Annotated in this window: 13 protein-coding genes; 11 read left to right on the top strand and 2 right to left on the bottom strand. The window is 66.2% G+C overall.

Translation table 11 applies throughout. The annotated features are described in order from the left end of the window. Nucleotides 1–170: 170 nt before the first annotated feature. From DDE18_RS00060 to DDE18_RS00020, 9 genes are all read left to right on the top strand, one after another. The gene (locus DDE18_RS00060; RefSeq protein WP_211754335.1) at nucleotides 171–803 is read left to right on the top strand and encodes a class I SAM-dependent methyltransferase; all 633 of its coding nucleotides are present in this window, start codon (nucleotides 171–173) and stop codon (nucleotides 801–803) included. A gap of 297 nt (nucleotides 804–1100) precedes the next feature. Next, nucleotides 1101–1403 (top strand): DUF309 domain-containing protein, encoded by a 303-nt coding sequence (locus DDE18_RS23535; protein ID WP_245916361.1) that lies wholly within the window; start codon nucleotides 1101–1103, stop codon nucleotides 1401–1403. A gap of 165 nt (nucleotides 1404–1568) precedes the next feature. Further along, entirely contained in the window at nucleotides 1569–2630 is a 1062-nt protein-coding gene (locus tag DDE18_RS00050) for a calcium-binding protein (RefSeq protein WP_133241107.1), read from the top strand. Between the two features lie 1293 nt (nucleotides 2631–3923). Further along, on the top strand, nucleotides 3924–5453 hold the full coding sequence (locus tag DDE18_RS00045; RefSeq protein WP_116570213.1) for a GH32 C-terminal domain-containing protein: 1530 nt from the start codon (nucleotides 3924–3926) through the stop codon (nucleotides 5451–5453). After that, entirely contained in the window at nucleotides 5450–6766 is a 1317-nt protein-coding gene (locus DDE18_RS00040) for an ABC transporter substrate-binding protein (RefSeq protein ID WP_116570212.1), read from the top strand. Before DDE18_RS00045 ends, DDE18_RS00040 begins: the two co-directional genes overlap by 4 nt. Nucleotides 6767–6867: 101 nt before the next feature. Then, on the top strand, nucleotides 6868–7752 hold the full coding sequence (locus DDE18_RS00035; protein WP_116570211.1) for a carbohydrate ABC transporter permease: 885 nt from the start codon (nucleotides 6868–6870) through the stop codon (nucleotides 7750–7752). After that, a complete protein-coding gene (locus DDE18_RS00030; RefSeq protein ID WP_170313251.1) occupies nucleotides 7749–8648 on the top strand; it encodes a carbohydrate ABC transporter permease in 900 nt (299 codons plus the stop codon). Before DDE18_RS00035 ends, DDE18_RS00030 begins: the two co-directional genes overlap by 4 nt. 40 nt (nucleotides 8649–8688) lie before the next feature. Continuing rightward, entirely contained in the window at nucleotides 8689–9744 is a 1056-nt protein-coding gene (locus tag DDE18_RS00025; RefSeq protein WP_116570934.1) for a LacI family DNA-binding transcriptional regulator, read from the top strand. Further along, nucleotides 9741–10922 carry a glycoside hydrolase family 32 protein gene (locus DDE18_RS00020; protein ID WP_165820957.1) on the top strand — a complete coding sequence of 394 codons (1182 nt, stop codon included), beginning with the start codon at nucleotides 9741–9743 and terminating at the stop codon, nucleotides 10920–10922. Before DDE18_RS00025 ends, DDE18_RS00020 begins: the two co-directional genes overlap by 4 nt. A 603-nt stretch (nucleotides 10923–11525) precedes the next feature. Here DDE18_RS00020 and DDE18_RS00015 read toward each other — a convergent pair. Together DDE18_RS00015 and DDE18_RS00010 are read right to left on the bottom strand one after the other, a co-directional pair. Further along, on the bottom strand, nucleotides 11526–12938 hold the full coding sequence (locus DDE18_RS00015) for an FAD-binding oxidoreductase (RefSeq protein ID WP_116570209.1): 1413 nt from the start codon (nucleotides 12936–12938) through the stop codon (nucleotides 11526–11528). A gap of 32 nt (nucleotides 12939–12970) precedes the next feature. Further along, nucleotides 12971–13648, bottom strand: coding sequence for a Crp/Fnr family transcriptional regulator (locus DDE18_RS00010; RefSeq protein WP_133241106.1), 678 nt, complete (start codon nucleotides 13646–13648; stop codon nucleotides 12971–12973). Between the two features lie 951 nt (nucleotides 13649–14599). Between DDE18_RS00010 and DDE18_RS00005 the strand changes: the two genes are divergently transcribed. Both DDE18_RS00005 and DDE18_RS22700 read left to right on the top strand, forming a co-directional pair. Beyond that, entirely contained in the window at nucleotides 14600–15310 is a 711-nt protein-coding gene (locus DDE18_RS00005; RefSeq protein ID WP_165820956.1) for a Crp/Fnr family transcriptional regulator, read from the top strand. Between the two features lie 335 nt (nucleotides 15311–15645). Next, entirely contained in the window at nucleotides 15646–15804 is a 159-nt protein-coding gene (locus tag DDE18_RS22700; protein ID WP_165820955.1) for a hypothetical protein, read from the top strand. The last annotated feature ends 413 nt before the right edge of the window (nucleotides 15805–16217 follow it).

Below are 16217 nucleotides of genomic sequence, written 5' to 3'. Positions count from 1 at the left end.
CGCCGGCCGCCGGGAACGCGGGGCGGCAACGAACTCGCTCATCCGAAAAATCCTGTGTCCAGCTCGCCTCGGAACGTCGCGTCTGGCCGGGACTGCGAGCCGAGTGATCATGCTCCGTCGTCATGGTCGACTGGGGACCGCGGGTCCAGCGTGGTCGGTAGCCTCGAATCGTGACGGGCGAGCCCTCCAGCATGTTCGAGGCGATCTACGCAGGCGCGGAGGCCGGTGAAGCCAAGCCGCCCTGGGACTACGGCGCCCCTCGTCCACAGCTCGTGGAGTGGGCCGAGGCGCGAGACCTAGCGGGCGGGGACCGCGAGGCGCTGGTGGTGGGATGCGGCTACGGCGCCGACGCCGAGTTCCTAGCGCGGTTGGGATTTCGCACCACGGGCTTTGACTTCGCGCCGACCGCGATTGCTGCAGCGCGGCGAAAGTATCCCGCCAGCAAGGTGAACTACCTCGTTGCCGACGTCTTGGACCTTCCGCGTGAGTGGCATCGTAGGTTCGACCTGGTTGTAGAGAGTCTTACCGTGCAGTCGATGCCGCCTGAGCAGCACACGGCAGCCGCGCAGAACATAGCCGCTCTAGTGGCTCCAGAAGGCACTCTGCTGGTCCTCGCGACCACACGGGACGAAGGGTCCGAGGTGAAGGGACCGCCGTGGCCGCTGACCCGTGCAGAGCTCGAGGAGTTTGCGAGCGGCGGCCTCATCCTGCGGGGCGTCGAACGGATCGAGAGCGGCACCTGGTGGCGAGCCGAACTGTCACGAGGAGCGGGAGGTTCGACGAGTCATGCGCCCCAGTTCTAGATTCGCTCCCGCCCATGGTCGTCTCGCGGCGAATTGACGCACCTCAAGACCAGTTGACGTGGTCTTCCGATTCGTTGCCCTTGGCCGTGCTGAGCTGGCCGCCACCTACCATGGATGAATGACGACGGTACTTGGTCGAGGCCCTGCGGGTGGGTGCCCGCAGTGACCGGCGCTCGGGGCCGAGACCGGGACGATGCTGGTCGGCCACGGCAGGCACGCCCTCGGGATGCTCTTGGCCGCCCGCTGCCCTATGGGGCTGCCGGCGTCGAGCCGGTCCCGGAAGAGGCGCTGCCGCCGGTGGAGACAGTGGACCTGGCCCGGAAGCTCGTGCAGGAAGGCCGGCCGTTCGCTGCGCATGAGGTCTTGGAGGCCCGCTGGAAGGCTGGTCCGGACGAGGAAAGCGACTTGTGGCAAGGTCTCGCGCAGGTCTGTGTCGGCCTGACGCACGCCGCCCGCGGTAATAGCACCGGAGCTGCCCGACTCCTCGAGCGAGGTGCGGCCCGAGTCGAACAGTACGACGCTGGCCACGGTCCGGCGTACGGCCTCGACCTGACCGCGGTCATTGCCTGTGCGCGAGAGCACGCGGCCGCAGAGCGCTGAGACATCCGGGATTCTCACGCGGCGAAGTAACGCACACCGCGCCAACAACCAGTGCGGAGTTCCATGCGTCACAAGCCGGGAGATTGATCAGTTCGTCGGTAGCGTGGTCGAGATGCTGCTCCTCGACTCCCTCGACTTCGAAGGGCAGCTCAGCCGGGAGGAATCGTGCACCAGCGTTCAACCGCCCTTGTAGTCATCACGCTCTTCGGCGGAGCGCTGCTGATGTGGGCGCCTGCCACGGCGGTCGGTGAGAGTTGCCAAGGCAGGCCGGCCACGATCGTGGGCACCGGCGCTGACATCCAGGGCACCGACGGGGACGACGTGATCGTCACCGGGACCTCCACCGTGGCCTACACCCATGCCGGGAACGACTTGGTGTGCGTCACGCCCTCGGCTGCCGACCAGATCTGGGTGGACACCGGACCAGGCGACGACGTCGTTGACGCCTCCGCGTCGACCGCTCGAAGGACTGCCGCTGACCTGGGTCTGGGAGTCGACCGCTACCTCGGATCGCCCGGACTGGACAGCGTCTCCGCCAATGGCGCAGATGACACCTTTGATGCAGCAGGGGGTTCCAACGGTATGACCCTCGAGATCACCGGGCCCGCCGGAAGTGTCACGGGTTCTTACAGGGGTTCCGGTGTCGACTTCATTGGAGTGCGAAGCACGGACCGGGACGTCACAGTCGAGCTGGACGGGCAGGTGGTCGTTGACGGCGTTCCCGCTGCCGAGATCACGGGCTTCCACTTCGCCCACGTGCAGGCACCCGGCGCGGTGCTGCGTGGAAACAGCGACGACAACTATCTGGCCGTGCGAGGGTGCAGCCTCCGGATCGACGGCGCGGGCGGCGATGACAGGATCATCTCCAATCCCTACGCCGGCGACGACACGCTGATCTTCGAGTGCGAAACGAAGTCCCGCCTGTCCGGCGGCCAGGGCGACGACAAGATCCGCGGACGAGGCGGGCACGACCGTCTGGCAGGCAACCGCGGCAACGACCTCCTGCAGGGCGGCGCCGACGCGGATCTGATGCTCGGAGGCGCGGGCAACGACGAACTGGAGGGCGGCGCCAGTCGAGACCTCCTGCGGGGCAACGGAGGCAACGACACGTTGAAAGGCAATCCTGGACCCGACACTCTGTTGGGTAACCGAGGGCGCGACAGGGCGGACGGCCATCAAGGCCGCGACCGGTGCGCTGCGGAACTGGACCGCCACTGCGAACGCTGATTCGCCGGTAACGACAATCTGCGTACAGCGGCACCGACAGGAGGCGGAATGGGCGCCTCGCGCCCTCCCAAAAAGGCGGATCGTCAAGCGAATCCACAAAGCAGGACCGAGCTGCCAACTCCGGCCTGCCACGGCTGATGCGCGGTACTTCTCTAGGCGCTCCAGCGCATCCAGGGCAGCGTCCTTTGGGACTACGGGACCGTCCAGTTCGCCCAGCCATTTCAGGAGCTGTCGACCGGACACGAACCTGACGCCTTCGATGACGGCGTCGTCGGGCACGGTCCGATGAGCTGCCCCACAGCACGACCACGGGTGTGACGGTAAGGGACGGGATATTGGCGCGGTGTCGGGCGCCGCGTTCGTTCTTCAGTAGCGTCCGCGCCAGTCCCTCGGCTCTGGTCTTTGCCTTGCGGGCGGCATGCGCCATGTCGGCGGTGTCATGTGCCGTCACTTCGTTCCGCCACTTCGAGTCGAGCGCGACGAGCCCACCTCGCCGAGCGATCACGACGTGGTCGAGGTCGCCGGCTTGGAGGCTGATGCTGTCGACCCAGCCCCAGGTCAAGCGCCTCCGTTTCGCGCGCTGCAGCCCGCTGCGGGTGTTGTCCTCGCCCCAGGCACCGCGGACGTGCCAGAGGGCTTCTCGGTCGTGCGCGAGGAAAGCCGAGTGCATTAGGTGCATGCCGGCTGCGATCAGGCCGGCATGAATTAGACCGAGCATGTACCACCTGAAGGCGCCCGGCATCAGTGTGACGACAGCCGATGTGAACGCGACCATCACAGCCTGCAGTGGATTTCTTCACTGCGGTCAACATCCGCAAGTAAGCCGCATGAGGCCCCCATCCACCTAAGGCGTCGACGGGTTCCGGTGCGATCAACCGGCGCCACAAAACTTTGATGCCTGTTCTTCGGCGGCAGCTCTCCCGTGCAGATCGACGCTGGCAGCAGGGGGAGCGGCGTACTAGATCCCGGCATCTCACCCACGCCCCATGGCGGTGGATAGACGCGGTGCTAAGCGCGCGGTCATGGGCGGCACGTCCGTGCGTAAACGGGCGGCACGCTCATCGGTCGATGTGGCAGACGGGTTCAGTGGGTCCGCCCCATGGGACGAGCTGGGCCTGCGTGAGGGTGAGGAGAGCTCCTGGCTGCCACGAGGGACGGACCCCGTGCGACGTGCCGTTGCTTCCGAGGAGCACGGCGACGGCTGTGGAGCCTGTGTGCTTGACGTCACACGAGAGGGGCCCTATCGTCTGCTTAAGCGGTTAACTAAAGCGCTTAAGCAGAGAGGCGTCACTCGTGCCACTACAGGGCAAGCAGGTCTTCTATTCGCCGCAGGACGGCTTCGTCGGCGACGTCATTCCGTTCTGGCATGACGGCGAGTTCTGGTTGTACTACCTGCTGGATCGGCATCCGGGTGAGGGAACGCCGTGGCGGCTGGTGCGAACCGGGGACTTCGTCGACTTCGTCGAGGCAGGCACGGGACTCGCGAATGGCGACGCGGCGGCGGACGATTTCAACGCCTACACCGGCAGCATCGTCGAGGCCGATGGCAAGCATCATCTCTTCTACACCGGGCAGAACCCGAAGATCCTCGACGAGCGCACCGGCGTCCCGCGCCAGGTCGTCATGCACGCGATCAGCCACGATGGAATGGCGACGTGGGTGAAGCAGCCGGAGGACACCTTCACGGCGCCGGCCGACCGGTATGACCTGGCCGACTGGCGCGACCCGTTCGTGTTCCGGCCGGATCCGCAGGGCCCATGGCGAATGTTGATCGCCTCTCGGCACCTGACGGGTCCCAGCCGTCGACGAGGCCTCATCGCCCAGTGCGTGTCCTGGGACCTGCACAACTGGGAGGTGACCGAGCCGTTTTGGGATCCGGCCCTGTACGTCACCCATGAGTGTCCGGACGTCTTCTCGATGGGTGAGTGGTGGTACCTGGTGTACTCGGAGTTCTCCGAGCGCTTCACCACTCGTTACCGAATGAGCCACAGCCCCCTCGGCCCGTGGCAGCTTCCTCCCGGAAGCGACGGCTCCGTCGATGCCCGCGCCTTCTATGCTGCCAAGACAGCGGCCGACGAGCGGGGTGTCCGGTATGCCTTCGGCTGGATACCGACACGGCTCGGTCTCAGCGATGACGGAGCCTGGGAGTGGGCGGGAGAGCTGGCCGTCCATCAGGTCGTCCAGCGCCAGGACGGGACGCTCGACTTTCGTCTCCCGGCGACGATCAGGGACTCGTTCACCGAGACGGTCGAAGTGGGGTTCACGGCTGTGCTCGGGGCATGGTCCAGCCACGACGAGGGATTGCGCGTGTCGGTGCCGGACGGACACGCCTGCGCGGTCGCAGAAGATTTGCCGGACCAGTTCCTGCTCTCGGCTGACATCGAAGTCGCCGCGGGAACCAGTGCGGTGGGGGTCCTTCTCCGCGCGAGCGACGATGGCGACGAGGGCTACGCGGTCCGGCTCGAACCACGAGACGGGCGAATCACATTCGACCGTTGGCCGCGGCAGCACACAGGTGAGGCTCAGTGGCAGATCGGCGGCGATGTGCCGCAGGTCCTTGAGCTGGAACGTGCCGCGGACCTGACGCCCGGCACCCATCGGCTGGAGGTGCTGGTCGACGGCACCGCCTTCGTCGCCTACCTGGACGAACGGGTCGCCATGAGCGGCCGCATGTACGACCGACGCGACGGCGGGCTCGGGCTGTTCGTCACCGAGGGTCAGGCGACCTTCACGGACGTCAGCGTGCGGCTGCGCCCCTTGACCCGGTCTACGCGCCGACCCGGCGTGCCACTTGTGAGAGAACTGATGGAGGAAACGACATGAAGCACACGCGATGGGCGCTGGCGGCCGCGATGGCCCTGGCCCTCTCGGCCTGCAATGGGGCGGGAGCGGGCGGGGAGACCGATCCGAGCAAGGTCACGGGGGAGATCGAGCCGCGCGAGGTCTCGTGGCTGCTGTCCCGCCCCGCCGATGGCGCGGTCATTGCCACGATCGAGGAGATCGCCGCCGACTACGCCGAGGAGCATCCGGGCTTCTCCCTGAACCTGATCACGACGCCCGACAGGCCCTCATACCTGCAGAAGTTCGAGACCCTCGCCACCGCCAACAAGCTGCCGGACTTCTTCGACACCGACGCCACGCCGTTCGCCGACAAGCTGCGGCAGCGGGGTGACATGGTCGACGTCGAGGCATTGCTGGAGTCGCTCGACATGCTCGACGACTATCGGCCGCTCGCCCTTGACTACCAGCGCTTCGACGACGGTGGCCTGTTCATGTTGCCCTTCGAGTTCGAGGCGGAGTTCTTCTGGTACAACACCAAGCTCTTCGAGAAGGCCGGCGTGGAGGTTCCCGCGACGCTCGACGACCTCGTGGATGTCTGTGGCCCGCTGCGGGACGCAGGGGTGGTCCCCATAGCTCTGGATGGCCAGGACCAGTGGCCGCTGGAGCGCTACCTGTCCTACTACCCGTTCCGCCTTGCCGGGCCGGATTACGTCAAGGAGCTGAAGAAGGGGGAGGCGTCGATCACCGAGGAGCCCGGCCGGGCCGCTGCTGAGTGGATCTACGAGCTTGGCCAGGCGGGCTGTTTCCCCGAGGGCTTCTCGTCAACCGGCTACACCGACGCACGCGACCTGTTCACGACGGGGAAGGCAGCGATCTACCAGATCGGCACCTGGGAGCTGCCGACGCTGGCGGGGCCACTGCCCCCTGAGACCGAGGGAGCCGTGGACTACTTCACGCTGCCCACCGTCGACGGTGCCGTGACCGACGACAACGACTACACCGTCGTCTCCGGTATCGGCACGGCACTCAGCTCCCGCACCTTCGACCCGCTCGTCAAGGACTTCGTCACCTACGTGCTGCAGGAGTACCCGGAGCGTTACGCCGCGCAGGGCCGGTTCAGTCCGACGACGAATGTGGAGACGACGAAGCCTGAGGGTGCCTCGCCGCTGTACGACAAGGTGGTCGCGGAGCTGGACAATCTCGGCGACGAGACCGCCATGCCGTGGGACACGCAGCTCGATCCCACGTCCAACACCCGCCTGCAGCAGGAGCTGACCCTCCTTGCCCAAGGTGAGATCACGGCGGAGGAGTTCCTGACGATCGTCGACGAGACGATCAAGGAGAACGCGGAATAGCTCGCCCGGCTCACGGACGTCTGGAGCGGGCGACCGCAACTCGCCCGCCCCAGACGCCGGAGCGTACGCCTTACGCCTCGATCCCGAAGGGAACGAAAACGATGCTCAGGACCAAGCAGCGAACTGCCGTGGTCGTGTTCCTACTGCCGCCGCTCGGGCTGTACCTTCTCGCTGTCGTCGGACCGATCCTGTACTCACTCGTTCTCAGCCTGTTCGAGTGGGACGGACTGTCGGACATGCGCTTTGTTGGACTGGACAACTACCGACAGATGCTCTTCAGCGACGACATCTTCTGGACCGCAACCGGTCACGGGCTTGTCTACCTGGCGGTCAGCCTCTTCTTCCAGCTCGTCGTGGCGCTCATGCTGGCCAACCTGTTGACGTACATCAGCCGTGGGCGCGAGCTGGTGAAGACGGTCTACCTGCTGCCGGCGATCGTCTCGACGGTGGCGATCGCGTTGATGTTCCGTCGCATCTACTCGCTGGAGCCGCTCGGCCTCGTGAACGCAGCACTCGGGGCCGTGGGCCTCGACGTCCTGCAGCGCCCCTTCTTGTCGGACCTGGACACCGTCCTGGTGGCCGTCTCCGCGCCGGAGGGATGGCGGTTCGCGGGTCTGTACATGCTCATCCTGTACGCCGCGCTGATCGCCGTGCCGAAAGAGCTCGAGGAGGCCGCGAGGCTTGACGGCGCCTCAGAGTGGCGGGTCTTCACCCAGATCCGGTTTCCCTACATCCGGCCGGTGTTCCTGACCACGGCCATCATGGCCGCGACGTACAGCCTCCGCGGATTCGACATCCCGTACCTGCTCACCAACGGCGGCCCCGGTCACGCGTCGGAGCTCCTGACGACTTACATGTACAAGACGGCATTCACGAACACTGACTTCGGCTATGCCAGCACGTTGTCAGTCTTCATCGTGCTGCAGTGCATCGTCGCGGTCGCCCTCATTCTTGGTGTCCGCCGCACCGGAAGGGATGCATCGTGAGCGTCCAGGTCGCCCCCTCAGCCTCCCTGCGGAGCGAGACACGCGTGCCGGTGCCGGCCGGTCGCAGGCGTCTCCACGTGGCGCGCCGAGCAGCGCCGGCGCTGGTCACTGCCATCGTTCTGGTGCAGATCTACCCATTGGTGTGGGTCTTCCTGACGAGCCTCCGGCCAGCCGGTGAATTCGCGGCGGGCAACCCATTCTCGCTGCCCACGGACCTGACGCTGGAGAACTACCGCCGCGCGTGGGAGATGGCGCCGCTGCCGACCTTCATCATCAACAGCCTGGTCGTGACCGTCGTGTCGAACGTGCTCATCGTGGGCCTGGGGATGATGGCGGCCTATGCCCTGACCGTGCTCGGGTTCCGCGGCAGCAAGGTGGTCCTGGGCCTGTTCCTTATCGGCATCATCGTGCCGGTGCACGTCGCGCTCGTGCCGCTCTTCATCACCTACTCACGGGTGGGCCTGCTTGACACCTATCAATCGATGATCCTGCCGTTGGCCGGGTTCTCGTTGCCGATGTCGGTGTACCTCTTCTCGTCCTTCTACTCCTACATTCCGCGCGAGACCTACGAGGCGGCGGAGCTGGACGGTGCCGGGCCGTATCGGATCTTTCTGCAGATCACCGCGCCGCTGTCGTCCAACACCGTCATCACGGTGGTGTTCGTCAACAGCATCTTCATCTGGAACGACTTCGTATTTGCCAACACCTTCGTGCTGAGCGAGAACCTGAAGACGATCCCCCTGGGGTTGCAGAACTACATGGGCGCGATGGGATCGATGGACTGGACGGCGACGTTCGCGGCAGTGTGTGTCACCGTCACGCCCCTGCTGCTCATCTTCCTGGTGCTGAACAAGGCGATCATCTACGGCCTCGAGAGCGGTGCGACCAAAGGATGATCCAACATGTCCCCGGACGCCGCATGGGAGGGTGGAGGCGATGACGAACGCTGAATCGTCGGGGAGTGGCAAGGCCCAGGACGGTCACCACACCCGCCGCGCAACTATCGCCGACGTAGCAAGGTTGGCCGAGGTCTCCTCGGCCACGGTCTCGTTCGTCATCAACAACAAGCACGCCATGCGGATCAGCGCCGCCACACGCGAGCGGGTCTGGGCCGCTGTCCGCGAGCTGGGATACCGACCCAATGCGCTGGCCAAGAGCCTGAGCTCTGGCAGCTCACGCTTCATCGGGGTGGTAGCCGACGCCATCGCAACCACACCCTTCGCCGGCCAGCTGATCCAGGGCGCGCAGGATGAGGCCTGGCGGCACGGCTACGTACTGCTGGTGACTAACACCGACGAGGAACCCGAGGTCGAGGTGCAGGCGCTGCGCATGCTGCTCGAGCACCAGGTCGCCGGCATTCTCTACTCGACCTACTACCACCGGGAAGTGGAGCTGCCCCCATCCCTAGGGAACGCGTCGGTGGTGCTGGCAAACTGCTATGCGGAGGGCGCGGTCGCGCCGTGCGTGGTTCCCGACGAGGTCCAAGGCGGGCGGACTGCGACCGAAGTGCTGCTCGCCGCCGGACACCGCCGGGTTGCGTTCGTAAACTCCGTCGAGGACGCCCCAGCGACCAAGGGCCGACTCCAGGGGTACCGCATCGCATTGGAGGCCGCCGGCATCCCATTCGACGAGAACCTGGTCCTCACACTGGGGAGCCACCAAGAGAGCGGCTCGATTGCAGGGGACAAGCTGGTCGAGATTGAACAGCGGCCCACGGCGGTGTTCTGCTACAACGACCGAGTTGCCATGGGCCTGTACGACGCCCTGCGTGAGCGGGGCCTCCGAGTGCCGACGGACATGGCGGTCGTGGGATTCGACAACCAGGAGATCATTTCCGGTCATCTCCGGCCCCCACTGACGACCGTGGCGCTTCCCCACTACGAGATCGGCGTGCGCGCCGTCCAGGTGCTGCTCGGGATCGACACCGGTGAGCCACCAGGACTGCTTCGCCACGTCATCGAATGCCCGATCATCATCCGGGAGTCAGTGTGAGCGGCAGCAACCGCCCACGCTTCCACTTCACGCCGACCAGTGGCTGGATCAACGATCCCTACGGCGTGACCTGGCACGACGGCCGCTACCACCTGTTCTTCCAGCACCTTCCCGGGCAAGTGAGCTGGGCACCCGAACAGCACTGGGGCCACGCCGTCAGCGACGACCTCCTGCGTTGGACCGAGCACGAGGTCGTCCTGTCGCCAGATGACATCGACGGTGGCATCTGGTCGGGAAGCGTCGTGCGCACCGACTCCGGTGACGGCCGCATGTTCTACACGGCCGTACGAGTCGACCACCCGCAGATCGGCGTCGTGAGAGCGGCACGTCCCGCCGACCCTTCCTGGAACGTGTGGCACAAGGAGGCCACGGTCGCAGCACCGCCCGAGGGCCTACGACTTGCTGCCTTCCGCGATCCGTATGTGCTGCATGACGGTCACCAGTGGCGGATGCTTGTCGGCGCAGGCACGCCCGACGGCACGGCCCTGGCGCTGAGCTGGACCTCGCCGGACCTTGATACGTGGAGTTACGTCGGCGTCCTTGCGTCCCGGCCGAGCAGCAGCGTTGACCCGGTGTGGACGGGCACAGTCTGGGAGTGCCCGCAGCTGTTCCAAGTCGGGAGCGCCTGGGTGCTGGTCGTGTCCGTGTGGGCGGAACACCAGACCCGCTATGAGGCGTACGCCGTGGGAGACCTGGTCGACGGGAAATTCATGCCTAGGGCGTGGCGCCGACTGACCTACGGACCCGGTCACTACGCAGGCTCGGCCTTCACAGATAACGACGGCCGGCCCTGCCTGCTCCACTGGCTCCGCGACGTCGTGGACCCCGAGCGAGGCTGGGCCGGAGCCCATTCGGTCTCCCATGTCCTCAGCTTGCAGGGCGACCGGCTGCTCGCAGAGCCGCATCCCGTTGTCGCGTTCGCCGCCGAGCCCCTGCCCCCCGGCACAGCCCGCAGGATCGGCCGCGCAAACCTCCAGCTCGACGACGACGTCCTGGCTGTCGAGATCGACTCGCAGCGCTGGACTATGCCCTGCAGGGGAGGACCGGTGCGTCTCCTGGTGGACGGACCGGTCGTGGAAATCTTCGGCCCCGAGGGCGTGGCGGCCTTCGCTGTCGGACCGCGAACAGATCCTGCCCTCTCAACTGGATCACCGAGTGTCCGCGCCGCAAGGACCTAGTCACGCAAGGACCTAGTCAGTGGCGAACTGACGCGGAGTTCCTTACGCCCCCGGGGCGCTGGAGGCCCAACGCATGCGAGGGGCGGCTCGAGACTCGGCGCCGGATCGGGTGCACTCTGGCGAGCGTTCTTGCAGTTCCAGCAAGAGTGGTTTTCTTCACCGCGGTCAACATCCGCAAGGGGCCGGATGAGGCCCTTATCGACCTAAGGCATCGACGGTTTCCGGTGCGGTCAACCGGGTCCGAAATCCTGACGCCTGTGGTATCGGCGGTAGCTCGTTCACGTAGACCCGTCCGAGGCAAAGCGGGGGAGCGAGTAACAGACTCCGGCACCTCTACCACGCCCAATGGCGGTGATATGGGCGCACCGGACGGTAGTCGCGGACATGCATTGCCGCGTCTCCGGGACGGTATACGCGGCACCTTGTTGTCTTCTCCTACGGCTCCGATCCGGGCAGGCTGGTGTTGAGGTGCTCGATGAGGACGCTGCGAACGCCGAGCCACGCGTGTTGGAGATTAACCAAGAATGCAGGTCGGAGTTGATCGAGCCCCGGGGGAAATTCTCCGGCGGCGAGGGGCGGGAGGTGTCAGGCTGAGGTCGTGCCTCAGGGGGCGGGCGGGATGTTCTGGTTGAGTCGGAAGACGTTGTCGGGGTCGTACCGGCGCTTGAGCGTCGTCAGCCGGTCGTACTTCGCCGGCCCGTACGCCTCACGCACCCGCCCCTTGCCCTCGTCCATCAGGAAATTGACGTAGACGCTGGAGTGGTACGGCGCGAGCGCCGACCAGTAGTCGCGCGCCCACTCTCGCTCGGCGTCGAAGCCGTCCGCTGTGTAGCTGTTCCCGTTGATGTTGAACGTGAAGCCGGCTCCGCGGCCGTTGAAGGCGGTGTCCTCGTCGCGGACGCGGGCGACCGCTCCGCCCATCTGCCACAGACCGATACTCGAGATCGGTGAAACGATCCGCCGGCCGTGTTCGGCCATGATGTCGATCACGTCGTTGGTGAGCTCGGCGACGTCGCAGGCTCGGACGTAGTACCACCAGCCGTGCGGGTAGCTGGGATCGAACATCGACTGGTGGACCAGGTACGGCTTGGGCTGGCAGAGGTCGAGCAGCGGCCGGCCGAAGGACTTCAGCGGGCGCATAACCCGTTCGCCGTCGTTCACCGTGCCCACGTGGCAGGCCACAACGGCGATCATGTGCCGCCCCACTAGGTCGCGGGGGATGACGGGCAGGTCGGGGGCCCGCCGCTGCACGACGATCGTCATCAACTCGTCTGGGCAATCCGCGATCCAGTCGCGGTAGAACCGCAGCACCTCCGGCGCATCCTCCATCGCCCAGAAGACCGGCCCCGCGAAGATGTCGGGCCCGACCGGGTGCAGCCGGAACTCGAACTCGGTCGCGATGCCGAAGTTGCCGCCGCCTCCGCGCAGGCCCCAGAACAGGTCGGCGTTGCGCGACTGGCTTGCCGTCACGAACTCGCCGTCCGCGGTGACCACGTCGACCGAGAGCAGGTTGTCGATCATCAGCCCGTGCTTGCGCTGCAACCAACCGAGGCCGCCGCCCAGGGTCAGGCCGGCGACGCCGGTGTGGGTGACGATGCCCGTGGTGACGGCGAGCCCGAACTCTTGTGTCTCCCGGTCCAGCTCGCCTAGCAGCGCCCCGGCCTGGACGCGCGCGGTACGAGCCTCGGGATCGACCCGGATCCCCTTCATCAGGGACAGGTCGATCACCATGCCGCCGTCACAGACCGAGTAACCGGGAAAGCTGTGCCCTCCACCTCGTACGGCGACCAGCAGCCCTTGCTCCCGGGCGAACCGGATGGCCGACCGGACATCAGCGATGCCGGCGCAGCGCGCAATCAGACCGGGATGCCGGTCGATGGAGCCGTTCCAGACCCTGCGGTGTTGCTCGTAGCTGGGGTCACCTGGGGGGATGAGCTCACCGCGGAGCGTCGTCGCGAACACATCGACGGCAAGCGGCTCGAGGAGGACTTGCTGGGGCCTGGTCGATGTGATCATGGACCGAGTGTCGGCCCGCGGGGCAGAGGTTGTCAGGAACCTGGGTTCCATCCCTGCATTGCCACGAGCCGTGCCGGGTGGAGGATCACGATCTGGTCGCGCTCGGTCCGTACTAGGCCCTCTTGGCGCAGTTCCCGCAGCACTCTCACGACGACCTCGCGCACCGTCCCCACGGCATCGGCCAACTCCTGCTGGCTGACCGGGACGATGATCTGGGTTCCGCGGTCGCGTCCCGGTTCCCGCTGGACGGCGAGGTCGAGCAGGTGCCGGGACACCCGCTGCCGCACGGTTGCGAAGGCGCTGCCGGGGATCTCGTGGATGAAGCTCATGACCCTCTCGCTGAGCTCGCCGAGGAAGGCCAGTGCCACCCGCACATCACGCTCCGCCATTCGGCGCGCCATGGTCGAAGACATCCTGAGAACCTCGGTGTCCACCAGCGGCTGGATCGCGGCCGGCAGCGCAAACCCGGCCGCGAACAAGGACGCGACGCCGATCAGTGCGCCCGGCCGGCAGTAGCGGACGGTCATGGTGCGACCGTCCGGCGCGGTGACGAAGACCCGGACGAGACCGGAGATCACCAACTCGAGGTGCGCGCCCTGCTCGCCTTCCCGGTGGGTGACCGACCCGGCCGGAATCCTGGTACGAACCGCCCCGGCCATCAGCCCTTCCAGTACGTCGGGTGCCAGCGCGTGCAGGTGCGACTTGGCCACGGCCGCGCGTAGGTCAGCATCCACAATCCACACGATACGGACATCTGATCCCCACGACTTCAGGCCCAGCCATGTGCGCCGGGACCAGGGGCGGGCCCCTGGGAATGGCACCGATGAACGGCGCCAAGTCTTTCTGAGTGGGGTACGGCATCATTCTGGAGTGGGCGCAGCAGTTTCAGTCACGGAACCGGCGTGCGGGGCGCCCAGCCGTGCGACGCGGTGGGAGGTGCCCCGCGCAGGCCGTCCCGCAAGGGATCCCCTGCGGGACGACGGCCAAGCGCAGTTCCGAGCGTGATCGAGGGTCCTGCAGAGGTTCCGCATGCGGGACGAACGGACCGGAGTGCCGGGCCGGGTGGCCTCTCGCGCTTGACAGTCACACGCGGCGGTAGGACGCACCTCGGTGGCGTCAGGTGCACTCGCTCGAAGGGACACCCCTTCTAGGTGACGTTGTTGAGGAGTCTGTCAGCACTGTTGACGGCTCCTGGCCTTTCGGTTCTGCCGAGTGGCGGAAATGACGCACTCGGTCCGCGTCATTTGCGGCAGACACCGAGTTGGGGCGCACGCATTCTGGCCATCAAGAACGCAGGATTCATCCAGGCCAAGGAGTGATGACGATGAAGCCGAACCCTCGTCCGCGCTGGCTGTCTGCCGCAGCAGTCGGTGCTGTGATTGCCCTCGGCGCCGCGATGCTGACCGCACCGGTCGCAGCCCACCCTCGATCAGATGAGTCCGGTTCGTCACCTCGCGAGTCCAACCCTGCGGTGTACATCATCGGCGACCGCGTCGTGGCCATCCGGCGAGATCGGGTGCCACCCGGTGCCTACGGAGGTCACGGAGTCGACTACTCCCCCAACCTGACCGCGTGGATTCTCGACAGCGGCTGTGCGGATCATGGATCGGTTGGCACGCACTGAACCCGGAAACCTCCGGATGCACTACTACGCTGACCAGGTGGCCATTGCGGCGTCTGTTGACCACCGCTCGTTCCTCGGCATGCTCGACACGGCCGACCGGGAGTTCCTGCTTTCGCTCGGTGAGCCCAGGACCTTCCGTGCAGGAGCCAGGCCGATCGTGCAGGGGGATCACAGCGACACGGTGTTCCTCGTGATCTCGGGCCTGGTCAAGGTCACCGTCGACACTCCGGAGGGCCGCGAGGTCGTTCTGTCGTTGTTAGGCCCGGGTGACCTCCTCGGTGAGTTCGAGATCATCGAGGGCGGCGCGTCGGTTCGGATGGCGGGCAACGTTGCCGTCCAGAGACTGGATTGTCTGGTCATCGCTGGAGAGAGATTCATGACCGCGCTGACCTCCCATCCCGCCTTGGCGCTGGCGCTGATGCGGGTTCTGGTCGGCCGGTTGATCTCGGCGGATCGTCGTCGCGAGGCCTCCGCGTCCATGGACGTGGGACGCAGTCTCGCAAGTTATCTCATCGAGCTCGCCGACCGGTATGGCATGGCAGGCGAATCCGGCATCGACGTCGCCTTCCCGTTGACGCAGGAGGAGCTGGCAGGGCTGATCTCCTGCTCGCGCGACTCGGCTGTTCGAGGATTGGGGACACTACGAACCAGAGGCCTGATCAGGACGATGCGCCGCAGGATCGTTGTGACCGACCTCGACGGGCTCCGCCGCTTCGCCTCGGGCCAGGGTCACGCGCGCTTGCGCTAGGAATAGTGAGGGGCGCGGGCGCGACCGGGGTAACCCAAACCAAGTCGTCGCTTGCTGGCCGCTTGCATGCAGCCTGACACCAGAGTGCTGAAGCCCGATCAGTGCGCTCTCCTGAGGGAGCTCGACCCGGGCGCCACGCGACATCGGATGACGAATCCGATCCCGCTTTCACGCGCGATCGCGGCATGAGGCGGGCCGCCGCCTTGGGCGACACCCTTCCCGGCGAATGAACACCGGCAGGGCTGTTACCAGGCAGGCACTGATGGTTATGCAAGCACAACCAGTATCCGAGCTTCGCGTCGTTCTACGCCCGCCGGGCAGAACCTGCGTTCGAGTTGCTCATCGACGACCTCAAGGCACGCGAGCTCATCCTCGCCGACGACGTGGGCAACCCGAGCGACCCGATCGAGGAGGGGAAGTTGAAGTTCGCCCTCCGAACGGTCGCCGGCGTCGCCCGGCAGGTGTCCCTCAGCGAGAGCCGCTGGGGGTGGTAGCCGGAATCCGAGAGGTTCGCCGAATACCTCCGGTCCGAGTAACGGCACGCTGCGCCACGTTGCCGATCATCGCTCACAAGCGGGCGGCCTTTCGGGATGTTCTGCGGCCCCACGACAGGCTACAAAGGCGATAGAACCAGCAAACGCAGCACTTCGCCCTAGGCGATGCGACACTCTGGGCTACTAGACGATTCCCGTAGGGCCGGTGTCTGGCCAGACTCGGTCCAGGTGCCCGGCGGGTTCGCTCTCTATTGGGCTGCCCACCCGTTTCCGGGTGTGGCTCGCCATCGGTCTGCCGCCTGCCGGGCACCGTGACGAGGTGTGGCCCAAGAAGGGACTGCCCTGCTCGTAGTAGCAATGCCCGCCTCGACGTCCACTCCGGAGCGAACACAGGCGGGAGCAGCACATGAGCC

Origin of the sequence: Nocardioides gansuensis, from assembly GCF_003076135.1 — a bacterium.
Taxonomy (GTDB): domain Bacteria; phylum Actinomycetota; class Actinomycetes; order Propionibacteriales; family Nocardioidaceae; genus Nocardioides; species Nocardioides gansuensis.
The sequence above is the reverse complement of the archived record's forward strand: the minus strand, read 5'-3'. Positions and strand labels throughout refer to the sequence as shown.